The 18860-nt window shown below is 34.5% G+C and carries 21 protein-coding genes; 1 reads left to right on the plus strand and 20 read right to left on the minus strand.

Annotation, left to right across the window (positions count from 1 at the left end; genetic code table 11):
• Positions 1 to 165: 165 nt before the first annotated feature.
• From holA to AT726_RS00165, 10 genes are all read right to left on the minus strand, one after another.
• Positions 166 to 1131 (minus strand): DNA polymerase III subunit delta, encoded by a 966-nt coding sequence (gene holA / locus AT726_RS00125; protein WP_068758768.1) that lies wholly within the window; start codon positions 1129 to 1131, stop codon positions 166 to 168.
• 173 nt (positions 1132 to 1304) lie between these two features.
• On the minus strand, positions 1305 to 3401 hold the full coding sequence (locus AT726_RS00130; RefSeq protein WP_068758769.1) for a DNA internalization-related competence protein ComEC/Rec2: 2097 nt from the start codon (positions 3399 to 3401) through the stop codon (positions 1305 to 1307).
• Between the two features lie 82 nt (positions 3402 to 3483).
• Positions 3484 to 4080 (minus strand): helix-hairpin-helix domain-containing protein, encoded by a 597-nt coding sequence (locus AT726_RS00135; protein WP_068758770.1) that lies wholly within the window; start codon positions 4078 to 4080, stop codon positions 3484 to 3486.
• Positions 4081 to 4178: 98 nt separating this feature from the next.
• On the minus strand, positions 4179 to 4364 hold the full coding sequence (locus AT726_RS12775) for a hypothetical protein (RefSeq protein ID WP_158508527.1): 186 nt from the start codon (positions 4362 to 4364) through the stop codon (positions 4179 to 4181).
• Positions 4365 to 4670: 306 nt separating this feature from the next.
• Positions 4671 to 5396: a class I SAM-dependent DNA methyltransferase gene (locus tag AT726_RS00140; RefSeq protein WP_055243211.1), complete on the minus strand. Its 726-nt coding sequence runs from the start codon at positions 5394 to 5396 to the stop codon at positions 4671 to 4673.
• Positions 5396 to 5740: a ribosome silencing factor gene (gene rsfS, locus AT726_RS00145; protein ID WP_055243212.1), complete on the minus strand. Its 345-nt coding sequence runs from the start codon at positions 5738 to 5740 to the stop codon at positions 5396 to 5398. Before rsfS ends, AT726_RS00140 begins: the two co-directional genes overlap by 1 nt.
• A gap of 14 nt (positions 5741 to 5754) precedes the next feature.
• Positions 5755 to 6315 carry a bis(5'-nucleosyl)-tetraphosphatase (symmetrical) YqeK gene (gene yqeK, locus AT726_RS00150; RefSeq protein WP_055276500.1) on the minus strand — a complete coding sequence of 187 codons (561 nt, stop codon included), beginning with the start codon at positions 6313 to 6315 and terminating at the stop codon, positions 5755 to 5757.
• 5 nt (positions 6316 to 6320) lie between these two features.
• On the minus strand, positions 6321 to 6614 hold the full coding sequence (gene yhbY, locus AT726_RS00155) for a ribosome assembly RNA-binding protein YhbY (protein ID WP_055243214.1): 294 nt from the start codon (positions 6612 to 6614) through the stop codon (positions 6321 to 6323).
• A gap of 184 nt (positions 6615 to 6798) precedes the next feature.
• Complete coding sequence (gene yqeH, locus AT726_RS00160; protein WP_055243215.1) at positions 6799 to 7908, minus strand: ribosome biogenesis GTPase YqeH; 1110 nt, start codon at positions 7906 to 7908, stop codon at positions 6799 to 6801.
• 16 nt (positions 7909 to 7924) lie between these two features.
• Positions 7925 to 8449, minus strand: coding sequence for a YqeG family HAD IIIA-type phosphatase (locus tag AT726_RS00165; RefSeq protein WP_237297139.1), 525 nt, complete (start codon positions 8447 to 8449; stop codon positions 7925 to 7927).
• 159 nt (positions 8450 to 8608) lie between these two features.
• Between AT726_RS00165 and sigK the strand changes: the two genes are divergently transcribed.
• Positions 8609 to 9298, plus strand: a complete 690-nt coding sequence (sigK, locus tag AT726_RS00170; RefSeq protein WP_068758771.1) for an RNA polymerase sporulation sigma factor SigK — start codon at positions 8609 to 8611, stop codon at positions 9296 to 9298.
• A gap of 40 nt (positions 9299 to 9338) precedes the next feature.
• Here the strand turns inward: sigK and AT726_RS00175 are convergent, their stop codons facing one another.
• The 10 genes from AT726_RS00175 to AT726_RS00220 form a co-directional block, all read right to left on the minus strand.
• Positions 9339 to 11261 (minus strand): NAD(+) synthase, encoded by a 1923-nt coding sequence (locus tag AT726_RS00175; RefSeq protein ID WP_068758772.1) that lies wholly within the window; start codon positions 11259 to 11261, stop codon positions 9339 to 9341.
• Between the two features lie 3 nt (positions 11262 to 11264).
• A complete protein-coding gene (gene nadD / locus AT726_RS00180) occupies positions 11265 to 11873 on the minus strand; it encodes a nicotinate (nicotinamide) nucleotide adenylyltransferase (RefSeq protein ID WP_237297140.1) in 609 nt (202 codons plus the stop codon).
• Positions 11874 to 11962: 89 nt separating this feature from the next.
• Positions 11963 to 12652: a 5'-methylthioadenosine/S-adenosylhomocysteine nucleosidase gene (mtnN, locus tag AT726_RS00185; protein ID WP_055276510.1), complete on the minus strand. Its 690-nt coding sequence runs from the start codon at positions 12650 to 12652 to the stop codon at positions 11963 to 11965.
• A 63-nt stretch (positions 12653 to 12715) separates the two neighbouring features.
• Positions 12716 to 13186, minus strand: coding sequence for a transcription elongation factor GreA (greA, locus tag AT726_RS00190; protein ID WP_055243221.1), 471 nt, complete (start codon positions 13184 to 13186; stop codon positions 12716 to 12718).
• Between the two features lie 256 nt (positions 13187 to 13442).
• Positions 13443 to 14063, minus strand: coding sequence for a uridine kinase (gene udk / locus AT726_RS00195; protein WP_055243222.1), 621 nt, complete (start codon positions 14061 to 14063; stop codon positions 13443 to 13445).
• Positions 14064 to 14309: 246 nt separating this feature from the next.
• Complete coding sequence (locus AT726_RS00200; protein ID WP_055243223.1) at positions 14310 to 15575, minus strand: peptidase U32 family protein; 1266 nt, start codon at positions 15573 to 15575, stop codon at positions 14310 to 14312.
• A gap of 21 nt (positions 15576 to 15596) precedes the next feature.
• Positions 15597 to 16532: a peptidase U32 family protein gene (locus tag AT726_RS00205; RefSeq protein WP_068758773.1), complete on the minus strand. Its 936-nt coding sequence runs from the start codon at positions 16530 to 16532 to the stop codon at positions 15597 to 15599.
• A 197-nt stretch (positions 16533 to 16729) separates the two neighbouring features.
• Positions 16730 to 17380 (minus strand): O-methyltransferase, encoded by a 651-nt coding sequence (locus AT726_RS00210; protein WP_068758774.1) that lies wholly within the window; start codon positions 17378 to 17380, stop codon positions 16730 to 16732.
• Positions 17381 to 17398: 18 nt separating this feature from the next.
• A complete protein-coding gene (gene mltG / locus AT726_RS00215) occupies positions 17399 to 18490 on the minus strand; it encodes an endolytic transglycosylase MltG (RefSeq protein ID WP_068758775.1) in 1092 nt (363 codons plus the stop codon).
• A 71-nt stretch (positions 18491 to 18561) separates the two neighbouring features.
• A complete protein-coding gene (locus AT726_RS00220; RefSeq protein WP_055276518.1) occupies positions 18562 to 18858 on the minus strand; it encodes a DUF1292 domain-containing protein in 297 nt (98 codons plus the stop codon).
• Positions 18859 to 18860: the final 2 nt, after the last annotated feature.

Here is an 18860-nt window from a genome sequence, read left to right on the forward strand (position 1 = left end):
TCGAAATTTGACTTAAAATTATGAAAAATTTTCAAAAGCCTTTTCAAATCGATGTCACTTCTACATGATCAACGCCTTTATTATCATGACGCTTGTCACTTAGAATATCCATAAACTTTACTTCCAACTCTAGACAACCAAAAAAGATGAGCTAATACGCTCATCTTATAAATTTAGGATAAACATCTCTAGTGCTAACTCTTTTTGTAGTACACCAGATTTAATCTTATAATCAATATCCGCTAATTGATATAAATACTTTGCAATCGTCTCTTGTTCAAAACGATGGGATTGTCCATGAATTAACTTCACACGATACGGATGCACATTAAGTGTTTTTGCAATATCAGTCTCACGATAGCCTTGTTTACTTAGCCCAATCACTTGAGACATTAATCGAAATTGATTCGCAATTAAAATGAGTAACTTAAATGGCTCTTCATTTTGTGTCATTAAATCTTCATAGATGAGATAAGCCTCTTTAATCTTACGTTGAACCAGTGCATCTGTTAGTAAAAAGACGTTATCTTCTAATTGACGGGCCACTAACAACTCAACGACTTCTACTGATAAAATTTTTGATGGTTGATCAATGAAATAAAGATAAATCTTCTCAATTTCATGGTACAGCACATCAATTTTAGCATGGGTCAATTTAATCAATAATTCTATGGCTTTTGGATGACATTCAATTCCTTCAGCTTTTAACTTCTTCTCTGCCCACTGTTTGAGCGATTGCTCTGAATAAGTTTCAAATGTAAACACTTCTGATTGCTTCCTTAAAATCTTTACTACTTTTTTACGTTCATCGAGTTTTTCATAAGGAGCATAAACAATGAGGATATTTTCTGTCACAGGATGTTCTAAAAAATTTATAAAAGCATTTAAATCATGTGCGGGATCTCCCTTCCCCTCCTTCCCCGTTAAAAAGGATGGGTTACGAACGATCACCGCTTTTTTATTACTTAAGAAGGCGACTGTTTGTAAATCAAAAAGTGCTTCTTGAATGGTCGCTTCTTTCATGTCATAGGACACCACATCGAATGATTCAATTTGATGTTTCGTTAATAAATCATTAATTTTTTTCTCGCACAAAACTGTTTGTTCGCCGAGGATTGTATAAATCGCCATGGCTTCACCTCACTCTTATTTTAACATAAAACAAATTCTTCAAACAAGATGACCGTAAGTTCTTTTCAATCATGACGAGAATGGTTGCTTTTTTATGGATTCATTGAGCTACCATTGTTATAAAACGAGATATTTAGAGTATTATCTAATTTTTTAATTTTTAAATAAAATAATCAATGAAATCGATGAACTAAAGTTTTACCTCTCTTCATTTCAAATTGAATCGTTCCATCAACCTGCGTATTAAGGAGTGGAATGTTTAATGTTGATAAGGTCGATAAAAATTCCTGGCTAGGATGGCCATAGCGATTATTTTTTCCACTGGAAACGACACTAATAGAGGGCGCGAGTTGTTCTAGAAAGAATAATGAATTTGAGGTGTTTGAACCATGATGTGCCGCTTTATAAACATCTAGTTTTAATCCTGGATACTGTGAAAGAATATCTGCCTCCACTTCTGTACTAATATCTCCTGTTAATAAAACAGTTAAATCAGAAATGTCAACTGTCAATACAAGTGATTGATCGTTTTCATTAGCTTGCTTCTCATCAGGTTGTAAAAAGGTTAATGTTTGATTTCCACAAGTTAATGTATCATTCGTTTTGGGTGTTAAAACATTCACATTTAATTGTTTAGCTAATTTAATGACGTCCTTTAACTGTTCACTCTCTGAATGCTTAGGGACAACTAAATGTTTAACATTGAACGTTTCCATTAATGAAGTAGCTTCTCCAATGTGATCAACATCACCATGAGATAAGATTAAATAGTCAATCGCTCTAATCCCTTCCCCTAACAAATACAGCTCTAATGTCTGATTAAAAATGGAAGTCTTCTCACCTATGAACGAAACTTTTCCTCCTGTGTCAACAACAATCGTACAACGTTGATAGGGGGATTGAATAATCGTACTGTCGCCTTGTCCAACATCTAAAAAGGTAACTTTACTTGTCGGTTTGGCACCTCTGACTATCTCTAAAAGAACAAAGGTTGACACCAAAACAATCATCCATTTTTTAGAGTGACTATTTTTTTCAACGAACCAACCTGCTAAAAAGAGCAATAAAATCATTAAAATGACCATTGATAAATTAAGACTCCCAATGACCCAACGAAGATCCAAGTACTTTCCCGCTACAAGGATGACCTGTTCAAAGACACTTAAGATTTTTTCTGTAATTAAAGCAAATGGTGGAATCACTAGCGTTATCAATAGGCAAGGAATCAAAAGAGTCGTGACAACTGGAATTAAAACTAAATTAGACACGTAACTTAACAGATTAATAGAATAATCTTGCGAAATTTGAATTGGTAAGATCGCAAGTTGAGCTAAAAAGGGGATGATAAAAAAAGTGACCTTGGGTGAAAGGGGCTTAATAACTGACTGGCATATAATTAAACAAAACGTTAACCAGTAAGAATAAATAAAACCGATTTGATACACTTGTAGTGGAAAAGCAACGAAATTGATTAAAAAGACGATAGAGAAAATATCGAGTGAAGAAAGATTCCATTTAAATCTTGAATTAATCTTTGCTAGAATTGCCATACTGGCTGCTCTGACAATCGATGGACTTGCTCCACTAATCATCATGAAACAAAAAAGTAACGTCACTACCATTAAATCGGCTAATTCTTGTATCACTCCCAAACGCTTGAGCAGATAACTGACAATCCCTGCTAATAACCCAACATGTAATCCACTGACCGCAAACAAATGAATAATGCCAAGGGTCGCATAACTGTCACTGATGTCTTCAGATAAGTCATTTCGGACTCCTAAAAACCAAGATTGAAGATAAGTAGCTGTTAAAGGGGGATAATGTTCTTTGATCCAATTGACTAATTGAAACTGATAGGCCCTAATCGACCACTCTTGATGAATCACACGCGTGGAAGAGAGATAGATGGTTCCTTTCATTCCATTAGATTGTAAATACTGTTTAAAGTTAAAGGCATGAGGAACCGTCGGATTAGTCACCTTAGAAGCTTCAGCATTCACTTCAATCCAATCACCTGGCATTAATCGTGGCGTTGAATGGGCAAGGGTTAAATAATAAAGACCCGCTTCGGTTTGTACTTTAGCTGTTTGCTTCTCTTCAGTTTGCTTTTTCACTTCAATTACTTTTGCTTGATCTATATAAATCGAATCATCACCTTTAACTTGAAGGGATGTCAAAGCAACATCAATGTAAATCATAGATATGAGACTGATGAGGAAATAAATCCAGTATGTCTTAGGAAATCGTTTAAAGTAGACAAAACCCATTAAAAGTAGGACAAAAACGCCCTCCTTTATGAGTAATCCGACAATGATACTTAAAACAATATAAATCACATGTTGCCGAAATTTAAAGCTCAAGCGAATCACGCAACTTTTCTAATGTCTTTTCGCCAATTCCACTCACATTCGTTAACTCATCAATCGATTGAAACGCGCCAACTTCCTCGCGATATTTAATAATAGCTGCCGCTTTAGAAGGACCAATACCCGGTAGTGTTTCAAGATCTCCCGTCGTTGCTTGATTAAGAGAGATTCTTTTCTCATCTTGCGAAGGACTCCATGCATCAGTTGAAGTATTATTTATTTCTTCATCTAGATGCGGCACATAGATAACCATTTCATCACTAATTTTTTGTGCCAAATTAATGGCTGTTTCATTAGCCATCTCTAAAAAACCTCCAGCTAATTGAATCACATCATGCACTCGTAAATGCTCTTCAACCTCATACACACCAGGAAATCTAACTTGACCTTTAACATCCACGATATAATGCTTGACTTGTTCTTCAACGTTTTCTCTCCCTTCTATTTCAGTCACTTCGTATTCATTTTCTACATAACGATCTAATGAAACTGAATCAACAGAAGAAGGAGATGGATTCAAATAAAAAATCGTCATCATGATTAACGAAGCTAATGCAATAATAATTACTTGCTTTTTCATGAGTATCACCTCATTTTAACTTACGTCAATTACCGTTCAATTCCTTTTTTCTTTAACAGCGTTTAATATTAAGTACGACATAAAAAAAATCCTAGATTCTATTCTAGGATTTCATCCCAATCATAATTTTTTTCTTCAAGATGTATTTTCAATTGCTCCAACTGGTCATGATCAAATGTTTTTGTATCTGACGTATAGAATAAACAAACTAAAGTTAAAGCTAAGAGTAACAAGCCGGAAACGCCACACATAAATTTATCAAGGCTTGACATTTTCACATCCATCACTTCTTTCGCAAAAGATATGATATTTTATGTTAATTGCCTAGATTGGGTGAGTATATACTTAACCTAAAAAAGAGCCTTATGGCTCTTATACTAATAAACATACAACCGTTAAAATAACAACAACTCATGGAGAACCACTACATAAAAACTTTTCTATTTTTTAGTTGATACGATTAGTTTTCATAACAAAAAAAGCACCCCATATCGCTTAATCTTTTATGATAAGGATATAAGATGCTTTTTTATTATTATTTAAATTGAATAATTGTTATGATAATACTTTAATCTAATCGATATGACTATCTATTTTTGAGCCACGAAGACGATACGCTCTGATTCTTCTGTTGGGGCTTCATCTAAGAAATCAGCTGAGATTTCTAAGATTTTGAATCCGATGTCTTCTAGCCATTGTTTGTACTCTTCAATTGCAAAGGTACGTTGATAGTGTGTTTCTTCGAAACGCTCATAACGTTCTCCTTCACGTTTAAAGAATGTTAATTCGTGTTCAATGCTGTATGGATATTTTCCTTCACAAACATGCCAGATATACGTTAAATCTGGATTTGTATCAGCGTATAAATAATCTTGGAAGATTTCAGTCACTTTAAATAATGAGTGAACATCAAAGATTAAAATACCACCTTCTTTTAAACTCTCATAAAGATGTCTAAATGTTTGAAAGACTTCTGTATCTTTTTTTAAGTAATTTAATGAGTCGACGTAAATAACTGCTCCATCAAATCCACTAAATCCTTCCAAACGACACATATCTTGTTGAACATAATGAATCCCTAAGCCTTCTGATAATGTTTTTTCATAAGCAAGTGATAACATATCTTCTGATAGGTCGATTCCAGTGACGTTATATCCTTCTTTTGCTAAAAGGATAGAAATTGTTCCTGTTCCACATCCTACATCTAAGATTGAACTTCCAATCGGTAAGTATTGCTTTGTTTTCGCAATCCATTTATGATAAGGAACATCTTGCATTAAAATATCATAATAATATGAAAATGCTTCGTATGCCATTAGACTAACATCCCTTCGATATTCACACGAGGAACGTCAGCCCATAATTTTTCTAAGTTATACTCTAAACGAGTTTCTGGTGTAAAGACATGAACAACGATTGTTCCAAAGTCAGCTAAAACCCACTCCGCATGGTGTGCTCCTTCAATATGTTTTAATGTTAAATCTGTTGTTCCTTCTAAATCTTTTAATTCACGAATGATCCCTTGAGCTAAACGGTCATTTTTAGCTGTTGTGATAATCATGTAATCATAGATTGGTGAATGGTTTTGCATATCTAAAACAACGATATCTTCTGCATGTTTTTCATCTAAAGATTTTACGAATTTTGCTAAGTTTTCCAAATAAATCAACTCCATTATAAATATTGACGGTAGTATTCATACGCGGCTAACGTGTCCGGATGAATATCGCCCTTCCCTTTGCTACTTAAATAAGCAACAGTATTAGCAAGTGTTTGTGCAACAGCAACGTCTAAATCTTTCGTTGCCAGCTCACGAATCTCTTCAACTCCTGGTTGCGTCCGATTCGGTTCAATATAATCGGCTAAAAACACAATTTTTTCAAGAGTCGTCATAGCTGCTTTACCGGTTGTATGATATTTAATTGCATTTAAAATATCCGAATCTTTAATTTGATACGTTTCTTTTGCGACAATCGCACCCACTGGTGCATGCCACACTAATGGGCTATAGTTGAGATAATCGGTCTCCTTCGCAGACTCTAATTTTTCTTTTAAAAGGTCATTAGGTAAATACTTTGCAATATCATGCAATAAAGCGGCGATTTGTGCCGATTCAACTGAGGTATTATAACGCTTCGCTAGTTGCTCACTTGTAGCGACAACACCTAGCGTATGATCATAACGCTTGCTCGGCAACTGGTCTTTAACTTGTGATTTTAACGTTTCTAAATTCATCTTCACTATTTCGGTAAAACGATTTGTTTTTTCTTGCTTGATTCTTTGTAGAAAACAATTGTTTTCCCAATGACTTGAATCACCTCAGCATTAATGACTTCAGCAATTTCTGCTGCAATCGCTTTCGGTTCTTCAAAGCAGTTTTGTAAAATTGAAACTTTAATTAATTCGCGCGCTTCTAATGCATCATAAACCGTTTTGATTAACGCATCATTAACCCCATTTTTTCCAACTTGAATAATCGGTTGCATCGTATGTGCTAATCCTTTTAAATAACTTTTTTGTTTACCTGTTAACATAATTGCTCCACCTCTAACTGGTTTTCATATTTAAGCTCTTCTTGTTGAGAGCAGTTGTTGATCGTTCCTTTAGTTGACCAGTTGATCTTCATTGATTGATTAGGTCCAAGACATTAAGATGTCATCGAACCTGAATTGTGTCATATTTGATAACTTTTGTCAAGTTTACCACAAGTGACACCACTTAAATTAATGATGGACGAACTAAAACACCCACACCTTTTGGTGCATGAACCGTAATTTCTTGGCCTGTCCCGACTAAGGTAATCCAACCTAATCCTGAAATCACGACATCTGTTTTTTCTTTTCCAATACGATACACATGTTTTTCCATAGCCATCGGTTGACCATTTTCTTCAACGATTGGCTTTAACACTTGACCGGCTTGTGTTTGCCATAATTGATCTGCCTTTTCTAACTTTGTACGGTGAATATGTAAGGCATTCGAGAAATGCGTGATAAATGAAGTGCGTTCTCCCTTCACAAAGTCCATACGAGCTAATCCACCGATATATAAGGTCTGCTCAGGATTTAATTGATAAACTCCTGCTTTGATTTCTTTTTTCGGTGTAATTTCTTTTAATACTTTTGGCGTCACATAATGAGCTAATTGATGATCATTAATAATTCCTGGTGTATCAATAATGGCTGTATCATCATCTAATGGAATCTCAATAATATCTAATGTTGTTCCAGGGAAGTGAGACGTTGTGATAATATCTTCACGCTCCTCTGTAAAACGTTTAATAATACGGTTGACTAATGTTGATTTTCCAACGTTTGTACATCCAACAATATAAACGTCACGACCTTTACGATACTTCTCAATCATTTCCATTAATTCGTCGATTCCTAAACCTTTAGCCGCACTTACTAAAGCAACATCTAATGGTTTTAATCCCATCTCTTTTAATGAACGTCGCATCCAATGATTTAATTTCGTTTTATTAACTGATTTCGGTAATAAATCAACTTTATTTCCAACTAATAAAATATCATTCCCATTGATGTGTCGTGAAATTCCAGCGACCATACTTCCAGAAAAATCAAAAATATCCACGATATTAATAACTAATGCATCTGTTTCTCCGACACGTTGTAAGATTTTTAAGAAATCGTCACTTGTTAAAGACACATCTTGTACTTCATTATAATGTTTTAATTTAAAACAGCGTTGGCAATAAATAATTTGATTTTCCATTTTCTCAACGCTTGATTTTGGCGTATATCCAATTTCTTTAGGATTTTCTGTTTGAATGGTTGCTCCACAACCAATACATTTTAATTGTTCCATGAGGGCCTCCTCTATATTAATCTAAGTATGGTGGAGTTGGTAATTGACGTTTTTTTAATTGTTTCACGACAAAGCGCTCTAAACGACGATTAAACTTTGTTGAATTTTCATCTGAATGTAAATGAATCGGTTCAACTAAAATCGTATATAACCCTAAACGTTTAGCAACTAAAACATCCGTCATTAATTGATCGCCAATCATAATAACTTCAGAACGATGATACTGTTTTAAAATTTTACGTAATTTTAACTTTAATGGCTTTAATGCTTTATGATGAGCCGCTTTAATCGATAAATCTTTGGCAAAATAAGAGACACGCTCTTTATTATTATTTGAAACGATGATCACTTCAAATCCTAATTCTTTTGCGCGATTTAAAAATTCGATGACTTCTGGTGTCGGCGCCTTTACCGCTGCACCCACTAACGTATTGTCTAGATCAGTTAAAATCACACGTTTTCCGTTAGTTTTTAATTTTTCTAAATCAATTTGAAAAACATTTTTAACATATTCATCAGCTACGAAATGATGGATCAACACAATCTCCCCTTTCCAACTTTAAAGTGATGTTCATCAATGAACTTCATTTTTCTACGTATTCATTTCATTTTATCATAAATTCACTATAGTTTTAAGTCTATCGACACGAAGTTGCGCATATAATCTACTAAGTCGATTTATGAGGGAGGATTTTAACCTATGTTTTTATTTCAATTTATCGCCTCACTCTTCTCTAATCTGATTCCACTCGTTGGTGCCATTAATAATCAAGCCTTTCCAGATCCCCTAACTCCTGAAGAAGAAGAATATTACCTCAATCAAATGGCACAAGGAGATAAAGGAGCTCGTGAGAAGTTAATTGAACATAATTTACGACTCGTCGCACACATCGTCAAAAAATATCAAAATCAAAGCGATGATAAAGAAGATTTAATCTCTATTGGAACGATTGGACTGATTAAAGCGATTGATTCATTTTCTCCGGATAAAGGAACCAAACTAGCAACCTATGCGGCACGATGTATCGATAATGAAATTTTGATGTTATTTCGCTCCACTAAAAAAATGAGAAATGACGTCTCTTTATATGATCCCATTGGATTTGATAAAGAGGGAAATGAAATTTGCCTTATTGATGTAGTGAGAGATGAAGAGAAAGATTTAAATGATGTGATTATCCAACAACTTGCCATTGAAAAAATTGAAAAAAACCTTAATGCGCTCACTGAACGAGAACGTGATATTATTATTCGACGATTTGGACTTGGAAATCATGAGGAAGAGACGCAGCAAGAAATTGCAAAATCGTATGGTATTTCTCGCAGTTATGTTTCTCGAATTGAAAAACGTGCGTTAATGAAACTATATCGAGAATTTATTAAAAGCTAACAGACAAAAAGGGGATGTTCATCCCCTTTTTTACTTTGACTTATAAACGACGTCGATAATTTGCATCTGATGGCATACGCCAATCTGTACGTGGTGAAAGTGAAATATCTAACACTTTTGGTCCATCTGGCATCGCTGAACGTTTAAATTGTTGTGAGTAGAAACGACGATAGAAAATTTGTAAATATTCTAATAATTTTTCCTCTTCGAACTCCCCTTTAAACGCCTCTTTCATTAAAGCATAAATACGATCTTCGGTATCCCCATTGTTTAACATATGGTATAAGATAAAATCATGGATTTCATATTTACCAATGATTTCTTCTGTATGTTGTTCCGTATTAATTAACTCTGGTGAAATTGGTGTATCTAAAACATCACCTAGCGTATACTGTAACAATTTTGCATCTTCCTCATTTGCTGTTAAAGCTTGGGACTCACGTAACATAAATTGTTTGACCATAAACTTAACAAGTGTTTTTGGAATTCCAGCATTAATAGCATACATTGACATTTGATCACCGTTGTATGTACACCATCCCAGTGCTAACTCAGACATATTTCCTGTTCCAAGAACGAGTCCATTCATTTTATTAGCTAAGTTCATTAAAATATTCGTACGTTCACGCGCTTGGGCATTTTCATAAGTCACATCGACTACATTTGGATCATGTCCAATGGTTTCAAAATGTGCTAAAACCGATTCACGCAAATCAATATCATGATGTGTCACACCTAAAGTTTTCATTAAGTTATTTGCATTCGTATTCGTACGATTAGACGTTCCAAATCCACGAATCGTATAAGCGATAATATTTTTGCGTGGCATATTGATTAAGTCGAATGTTTTAGCCGCTAATAATAACGCTAAAGTTGAATCTAATCCTCCTGACACTCCAATTAAAATCGTTTGTGCACCCGTGTGCTCAATACGTTTAGCTAATCCTGCCATTTGAATGTTCATCATTTCTTCAAACGCTTCTTTTTCCTCTGACTTTGGAACAAATGGCGTCGGATCAAGTGGCTGTTCAAACGTATAATTTTGATTTTCTACTAAATCGAACGAAACATGTTGTAAAAAATCCATATTATCTTCTGCACTTTGTCTAAAAGCAGAAGAACGACGACGGTCAAATTGAATTTTAGAAATATCTAAATCGGCAAACATGACATTCAGTTCTTCACGAGAGAACATATCAGATTCCGCTAATAACGTCCCATTTTGTGAAATTAAGCTATGTCCACCAAATACGCCATCAGTCGTTGATTCATAAACACCTGATGAACAGTAAATATATCCCGCTACTAATTTTGAACTTTGAATGCGCACTAAATCACGACGCATACGGCTTTTTTGGTAAACTTCATTACTTGTTGATAAATTTAAAATAATATCTGCACCATTTAATGCTAAACGTTGACTTGGAGAAGAAGGGACCCATAAATCTTGGCAAATCTCAACTCCAAATGAAAGATCATACGTATAGTTATCGAAAATTAAATCTCCAAATGGAACTTTACGTCCTAAGAACTCAATCTCCTCATAATGCTTTACAATTTCATATCCGCGTGTAAACCAACGCTCTTCATAAAACTCCATATCATTTGGAAGATAATATTTTGGAATAATTCCTAAAATTTTATCTTTTTGAATCACGATTGCACAGTTATATAAATTACGATGAATCGCAATCGGTGCACCAACCGTAAAGACTCCATCAAATGGATTACGCTCTAATAAAATTTCAATGGCTTTTTTAACATCTTGTAATAAATACGTTTGGAATAATAAATCACCACACGTATAACCACAAATCGATAATTCAGGAAAAACAAGAACGCCTGCCTGATGATCTTGAGCCACTTTTAATGACTTTAACATCACTTCTACATTTGCAATCGGATCTCCGACTGAAACTTTTGGTGATGATGTCGCAACTTTTAAAAATCCATTATGAAACATGGATTATTCACCTCTTCCATATAATTGATGTTGTTGAACATATTGATCCACACAATTTAATACTAAATCAGAGCGATCAAGATTTTCTCGATACTCCGTTGATGAAACATTCATTTTCTCAAATGAATCTAAAAGAATAAATTGGTGCTCAAATGTTTTAAATTGTCGATGGATAATTTCATCAACGTCAATGTCATCACGTCGAAAGACAATTAATTTATAGTTTTGAATGAGTTGTTCATATTGAACCCAATTCGGTAAATCTTCTAAATTATCAGCTCCAATGACAAACGCAATCTCTTCATTAGGATATTGACTCTTCACAAGCGTTAACGTCTCAAAGGTCGTTAGAACTTTCTTTGCCTCAACTTCTATGGTTGAAACAAAGGTATTCGTTAAATGCTCACAAACTAATTTTAACATGGCTACACGATGAACTGAAGAAATTAATCCTTTTTTAGGATAGCGATCACCAACTGGTAAAAAATAAAACTTATCACAATCAATTTGTTTTAAAATATGGTTTGCGATTTGATAATGCGCAATCGTTGGAGGATTAAAGGAACCACCAAAGATAACAATCATGCCAAAATCACTCCATTTCCTTTTCATTTGTAGTATGAGCTATGAGTCTATCATTTAATCTAAAATAGATAAAAAGAAAACAATCGCAAATGATTTGCAATTGTTTATTTATGACCTTAAATCATAGACACTAATTCAGTGACCATTTCTGAAGATTCTTTTGCTGCAACCGCTAAAAATTCATTAAATGAAATATGTGATTCTTTTCCTGCAATGTCTGATAACGCACGTACAATAATAAATGGTTTCTCATAATGATGACATACTTGTGCTACTGCAGCTGCTTCCATTTCGATTGCAACAACCGAAGGACAGTTCTTTTTAATTAATTCCATTTGATCTGGTCGATTGATAAATGAGTCTCCCGTTCCAATTTGTCCTAACCAGTATGTTTTATTTGCTTTCGTTAACACTTCTTCTGTTTTTCTCATTAAATCAGCATTTGGTTCATAAATCGCAGGCATTCCTGGTACTTGCCCATAGGCATAATTAAATCCAGTCACATCAACATCATGATATAATGTTCCGTTCGATACGACCACATCTCCAATATTTGCTTCTGGGTGTAATCCACCGGCTGATCCTGTATTAATCACACAATCAATCGCATAGTGTTCAAATAATAATGTCGTTGCAATGGCAACATTTACTTTACCAATTCCACTTTTTAATAAAACGACATCTTTTCCATTTAACTTTCCTTTTGTAAATTCAACGTGAGCAATTGTTTTAACTTCTTCAACTTCCATTGCTTCACGTAATAATGTTACTTCTTCCTCCATTGCGCCAATAATTGCAACTGTCATGATTCAGACCACCTTTTTTAATTAATTAATTTGAAAAAAGAGCTGCTTGTGGGCAGCTCAAAATTATTGAACATTTACAATAGCAACTGTTACAACACCTTTTGGTGTAGAGACCATTGCAGTCTCACCCTGACGTTTCCCCATTAAAGCTTGAGCAATTGGAGATTCGTTTGAGATTTTTGAGTCAAATGGGTTTGCCTCTGCACTACCTACGATTTTATAAGTTAATTCTTCATTTGTTTCATCATCACGGTAAGTTACAGTTGAACCGATGGTAATAACGTCACTTCCTTCATCTGATTCAATAACAACAGCATTTTTTAAAATGTATTGTAATTCTTGAATGCGCTCATAAACCATTGCTTGTTCTTCACGTGCTGCATCATATTCAGCATTTTCAGAAAGGTCCCCTTGTGCGCGAGCTTCTTGTAACTTAACTTTAATTTCTTCCATACGCACTTGCGTTAAGTGATCTAATTCATCTTGAAACTTTTTAATCCCTTCTAGGGTTAAATGTTGTTGTTTTTCTTTCATTAAAAATTCCTCCGAATCAATTGAAACCAATAAGATTGATAATTTCAACTATATATTATACATGAACTTAATCGTTTAGTAAACATTATGCCATTAATCCACTAAAAGTGAATGGTTCCTAATTCAGTACATCTTCTTTTAGTATTCCATTTTTAGGATAACTTATTCTATTTTTTAAAAATTATCAAAATTAAAAACGCTAAAGAGATAAAAAGTAAGGCAGCAAGCCTTACTTCAAGTCCTATATTTAGATTGATTACGCGTTTAAAATACTATTAATTTTTGTAATTAATAAATCCAGAGCAACGGTATTTGTTTTTCCATCCGGAACAATGATATCTGCATATTTTTTCGTTGGTTCAACAAACTCCTCATGCATTGGCTTTACTGATTCAATATATTGAGAGATGACTGAATCAATCGTACGACCACGCTCTGTTGTATCGCGAAGTAAACGGCGAATGAAGCGAATATCATCATCACTTTCAACGAAAATTTTAATATCTAATAATTCACGGATTTTCACATCTTCTAAGACGAATAATCCTTCAACAATAATAATTTTAGTTGGTTCAATTTTTTCTGTTTCTTCACTTCTTGTATGTTGTGTGTAATCATAAACTGGCTTCTCAATTGAATAACCTAACATTAATTTCTTTAAGTGTTTCACTAATAATTCATTATCCATTGATAACGGATGATCATAGTTTGTTTTCACGCGTTCTTCCATAGTCATATGACTTTGATCGTTGTAATAATCATCTTGTCGTAATAACGTAATCGTGCGATCTGAGAATGCATCATATAAAATACGAGACACACTCGATTTTCCAGAGGCTGTTCCACCAGCAACACCGATAATTAATGGTTTGTTCATATTTCTCTACCTCATTTTTAGCAATATTTTCAAAAAGATGTCGGGATGATTCCATGATCAAAGCATGGGGATTCAAACTTCTTTATCGTCTTCCAGCCTAGCTGGTTCGATTTCCAAATACGTAGTATACACTATCTTTCTACAAAATTCAACAACATTTCAATAAGAAAAAAGCCTCTCTTTTATCATGCCACTTTCCTCAAACTTCATTAAAAAACCATAGCGAAATTTCGCTATGGTTTTTTACTATTTCACGTGCTTACGCATCATATCATTTGGATATAACTTAAATGGAACTTTGAACTTTAAAACCTGTTTCGGATGACGAGCGACTTCTAATTCTTGTCCACGCTCATCAAACAATTCATCAATCGTCATGATTTGAGTCTCAATTTTTGGTCCAAAGAATTCAACCACTTCACCTTTACGGAAATGGTTACGTTGCTGTAACGTCACTTCCTGTGTGTCCTCGTTATAATCTAAGACTAACCCAATAAATTCTTGAGTTGGATGCTCGTCACGATTATTAAACATTTGCTCCTCATGTGATGGAATTCCTTCAAAGAATGCTGGCGCTGTTTCACGGTTCGCACATTTTGATAATTCCACTAAAAGATTTTCATTGAAGACAAAGTTATCTGGATCTTCACAATATAAATCAATTAATTTACGATACGTGCTAACAACAGTTGCCACGTAATGAATCGATTTCATACGTCCCTCAACTTTTAAACTATCGATTCCTAACTCAATCATTTCAGGAACTGATTGTAATAAGTTTAAGTCTTTTGGACTCATCGCAAATTTAATATCATCTTCACCAAATAAAGCTTTTGTTTCATCTTGATCTTGTTTCACTAAATCATATTCCCAACGACACGATTGGCAGCATCCTCCACGATTTGAATCACGCGCCGTCATATGATTTGATAACGTACAACGTCCTGAGTAGGCAATACACATGGCACCATGAACAAACGCCTCAATCTCAACATCTGTTTTCTCCATGATTTCTTTAATTTCTTCTTTTGTTGTTTCACGAGCTAATACAACACGATGTAATCCTTGTTGTTCCCAAAACTTAACTGCCATATAGTTCATTGTCGATTGTTGTGTACTTAAATGCACCTCAACATTTGGGGCACAACGTTTACATGTTTCAATGATTAATGGGTCCGCTACAATAATCCCAGCGACTCCAATTTCACCTAAGGCCGTTAAATATTCTTCAAGCCCTTCCATATTTTCATTATGGGCGATAATGTTTGTTGTAATATAAATTTTTGAACCATACTCTTTCGCAAACTCTACTCCTTCACGAATCTCGTCTAAAGAGAAGTTTTGTGCATTTGAGCGTAAACCAAACTCACGTCCACCGATAAAGACCGCATCGGCACCATACATAACCGCAATCTTTAATTTTTCAAGTGAACCTGCTGGGGCTAATAACTCTGGTTTTTTTACGATGATGCGTTTTCCATCAACGATTGCTGATACTGGTTTTCTTGCCATGACCCAGCACTCCTTCCTATCCTACTTATTTTTATAAATTGATGGTTTATAGAAGAATCCACGATCTAACAAACGGTGCTTCGGTTGAATTTCTTCCATTTTTTTATATAAGGCACGTCCAACTTGGTTATATTTTGCACGGTCCTCAATGCATAAATCAATCGCAAAACGATAAGCTTTCGTCGCATTGATTAAATAGTCGCTTGATTTTAAGATTCCATCAATACGAAGGCTATCCACGCCTGCATCAATGAAATCTGCCAAATCATCAATCATACACACATCACTTCCATTAAAGATATGTGTTCCTTGTTGGTCTTCAAAAACTGGGTAATATAATTGACGTTCAGAATCAAATAAGAGTAATCCTTCTTCACGAGATTGGATTTTTTCAACAACTTGTCCTTGGAATTTTAAATAGTTTCCTACTAAATTACGACGTGATTGGAACATACAAATCGCACCATGAACTAAAATTTCCACTTCACCTTTCGCCTGTTCTTTTGTTTCAATCACAGGTTCTTTCATGATTTCTGGCGCTAATACCGTACGTAAAACGCCACGATCATACCAGTAATTCACTGTGAAATAGTTCGTTCCAAGCGTCTCACTACTCCAATGTAAAGTCATGTCTGGTGCAACTTCTTTTGCGATCATGTAAGCTCCTGGATCAGAAAAACGAAGGGCATCAATCGGTAATGATTTAATTTCATCAATATATGTTTTTAAATCGTCTAGTAATCCATTAGGCATAATCGCATTAATGGCTACATATACTTTTTTATTATGTTTTTTAATTAACTCAACGGCTTGACGTAGTTCATCTCTGTTAAAATGACCAGCTAATCGTAAACCGAACTTTTCTTCACCGATAATAAAGGCATCGGCACCTGCTTCAATTAATGGTTCAATCTCATGTAAATCATGAGGAGTAACAACTAATTCGGGTTTTTTCATTTTATCAACTCACTTTATAATAATGACAATATAAAATTATAAACTACTTAAAAAATATTTGCACTTATTTTGACCTAAATTGTTAAAAATAATCGTTCGAGTACTTCTCTCTTAGTTTATACAAAATTCAAATTTTTTATAAAATGGATCATTTTCAATCAAAAACCATCGCTAAAGTCTTAGCGATGGTGTCCTGTTTATTTAACTTTTTTCTTTAAACTAATCGCCACGCCATCTCCAATTGGAAGTAATAACGTGTCATAATTTGGATGGTTAGCCAACCAATCATTATAACGATTAATTTTACGAACTAATTGTTTTAAGTTGCGGCTTTGTTTTTGATTATTATCAAAAATATGTCCATGGAAGATTAAGTTATCACTGATAATCATCCCATCTTCTTTTAATAACGGCTCATATTTTTCAAAGAATTTTTGATATTGAGCTTTCGCTGCATCAATGAAAATGACATCATATTTTTGAATCGGCAACTCTTCATTGGCAATCTCAAGGGCATTGGCCTCAAGTAACGTCACCTGCTCTTTAATCGATGATCGTTCGTGATAAGCGATCGCTTCATTATAACGCTTTGGATCACGTTCAATACTAACAATGTGTGTCTTTGGTAAATGTCTGGCCATCATTAAGGAAGAATACCCAATCGCTGTTCCGATTTCTAAAATGGATTGCGGTTGTTTAATGCGTAATAATTGAAGCATTAACTCAAGTCCTTGATCTTGAATAATAGGCACATCAAATTCTTGTGCATATTGTTTCATTTCTAATGAGAGATCATCATGAATAATCGTTTTAAAACGACCCATTAACTCTAATAATTGTTCATTCATTTGTTTACCACCTTATTGTTACTTACAAACGCTCGCTCCTGCTTCATAAGATGGAAGCAAGTTCGCACGATAGAACGCCATATGTTCCTCATATGTTTCAAAGAAATGTGTTTTTCCATCGACACAGTTAAACATATCAGCAATAAAGTAAAGATATTTATGCTCTTCGGGCTGTAAAACTGCCTGAATCGCATCGAGTGTTGGACTACTTACAGGCCCAATTGGAATTCCTTGCGTCACGTAGGTATTATATGGAGAATCAACACGTGTCATTGCTTCTGTTACACGAACAGAATGATCACCTAATGCATATAATACGGTCATATCACTTTGTAAATACATGCCTGAATTGATACGATTAAAGAAAACCCCAGCGACAGTTGGCATTTCTTCTGTACGTTGAGTCTCTCCTTCCACAACAGACGCTAATGCCATGACTTGATGAATACTTAATGAACTTTTCTCAAATAAATCACGCACTGGATTTAACTTACGCTCAGTAAGATTTAATAACTCATGCGTTAATTCATCTACCGTATAAATATCATCAACAAAGGCATAGGTAATCGGGTAAATATATCCTTCTAGTGGATATTTAATGCCTTCCTGTAAAACATCCTCCGTTAAAAACCAATACTCATCAATTAAAGTTCTTACATAATTAGGATTTTTCCATTCCATTAATAAATCCTCAGCTGTCAATCCTACTAAGGGTGACATCACGGCTGCAATGTATTCTAAATCATAACCTTCTGGGATTGTCACTTTAACCATATCAGGTTCCGTGACATCTCCCGCTTCAAACTTTTGATACATTTCTTCTAATGTTAACGATGGGGATAAGGCATATTCTCCGGCTTGAATATGAGACCAATCGTTTAGGCGGACAATTAAATCTGCCATTTTAGGATGTTTAATTAAACCAAGTTCAGCTAATTGTTGATTCACTCTCTTAGTCGTTGTTCCAGGTTCAATTTTATAATTCATTACCGTTTCATCCTGTGAATCAACGGGTTTTAAGGTTGAATCATATAAATAATATCCATACCCTCCTACTGCTATTACGATAAGTAGGATTAGTCCCATGATAAGACGTGCAATTTTCCTCATCTATCTTCACCTCTAAAATAAACAGTGCAAAAACGAACCCGTAGGTCCGCTCTTGCACTGTTGTTTATGAATTATTCTTCACCTTCAGCTTCTTCATCTGCTAAGAATGTGTTAATCACTTCTTCGATCATATCCCATTCAGCATCTGTTTCAACTGGAAGTAATTCTCCACCTTCATTGTTGTTGCTTGGAACGTAAGCAGAAACGTGTAAATCAACATTTCCATCTTCGTCTTCATGTTCAGCACCTGCTGGATAATAAACAACATATGATTTATTATAATCATCTGAATCAAATGTGAATAAAATTTCACATAATAATTCATTTCCATTTTCATCGATTACTGTTAATTGATTTTCATCTAACATAG

It is taken from the genome of Turicibacter sp. H121, assembly GCF_001543345.1.
Lineage (GTDB): Bacteria > Bacillota_I > Bacilli_A > MOL361 > Turicibacteraceae > Turicibacter > Turicibacter bilis.

Coding starts and splice junctions, on each gene's coding strand:
- mtnN (WP_055276510.1), bottom strand. CDS start 12,652: ATGACAGTTGCAATTATTGGCGCAATGGAGGAAGAAGTAACATTATTA.
- AT726_RS00135 (WP_068758770.1), bottom strand. CDS start 4,080: ATGAAAAAGCAAGTAATTATTATTGCATTAGCTTCGTTAATCATGATG.
- AT726_RS00205 (WP_068758773.1), bottom strand. CDS start 16,532: ATGAAAAAACCCGAATTAGTTGTTACTCCTCATGATTTACATGAGATT.
- AT726_RS00175 (WP_068758772.1), bottom strand. CDS start 11,261: ATGTTTCATAATGGATTTTTAAAAGTTGCGACATCATCACCAAAAGTT.
- holA (WP_068758768.1), bottom strand. CDS start 1,131: ATGGCGATTTATACAATCCTCGGCGAACAAACAGTTTTGTGCGAGAAA.
- udk (WP_055243222.1), bottom strand. CDS start 14,063: ATGAACAAACCATTAATTATCGGTGTTGCTGGTGGAACAGCCTCTGGA.
- yqeH (WP_055243215.1), bottom strand. CDS start 7,908: ATGGAACAATTAAAATGTATTGGTTGTGGAGCAACCATTCAAACAGAA.
- greA (WP_055243221.1), bottom strand. CDS start 13,186: ATGAAAGAAAAACAACAACATTTAACCCTAGAAGGGATTAAAAAGTTT.
- AT726_RS00210 (WP_068758774.1), bottom strand. CDS start 17,380: ATGAATGAACAATTATTAGAGTTAATGGGTCGTTTTAAAACGATTATT.
- AT726_RS00130 (WP_068758769.1), bottom strand. CDS start 3,401: ATGGGTTTTGTCTACTTTAAACGATTTCCTAAGACATACTGGATTTAT.
- yhbY (WP_055243214.1), bottom strand. CDS start 6,614: ATGTTAACAGGTAAACAAAAAAGTTATTTAAAAGGATTAGCACATACG.
- AT726_RS00200 (WP_055243223.1), bottom strand. CDS start 15,575: ATGGCAAGAAAACCAGTATCAGCAATCGTTGATGGAAAACGCATCATC.
- yqeK (WP_055276500.1), bottom strand. CDS start 6,315: ATGAATTTAGAAACGTTAAAATCACAAGTTAAAGACCAGTTGCCGAGC.
- sigK (WP_068758771.1), top strand. CDS start 8,609: ATGTTTTTATTTCAATTTATCGCCTCACTCTTCTCTAATCTGATTCCA.
- nadD (WP_237297140.1), bottom strand. CDS start 11,873: ATGAAAAGGAAATGGAGTGATTTTGGCATGATTGTTATCTTTGGTGGT.
- AT726_RS12775 (WP_158508527.1), bottom strand. CDS start 4,364: ATGGATGTGAAAATGTCAAGCCTTGATAAATTTATGTGTGGCGTTTCC.
- AT726_RS00140 (WP_055243211.1), bottom strand. CDS start 5,396: ATGGCATACGAAGCATTTTCATATTATTATGATATTTTAATGCAAGAT.
- mltG (WP_068758775.1), bottom strand. CDS start 18,490: ATGAGGAAAATTGCACGTCTTATCATGGGACTAATCCTACTTATCGTA.
- AT726_RS00220 (WP_055276518.1), bottom strand. CDS start 18,858: ATGTTAGATGAAAATCAATTAACAGTAATCGATGAAAATGGAAATGAA.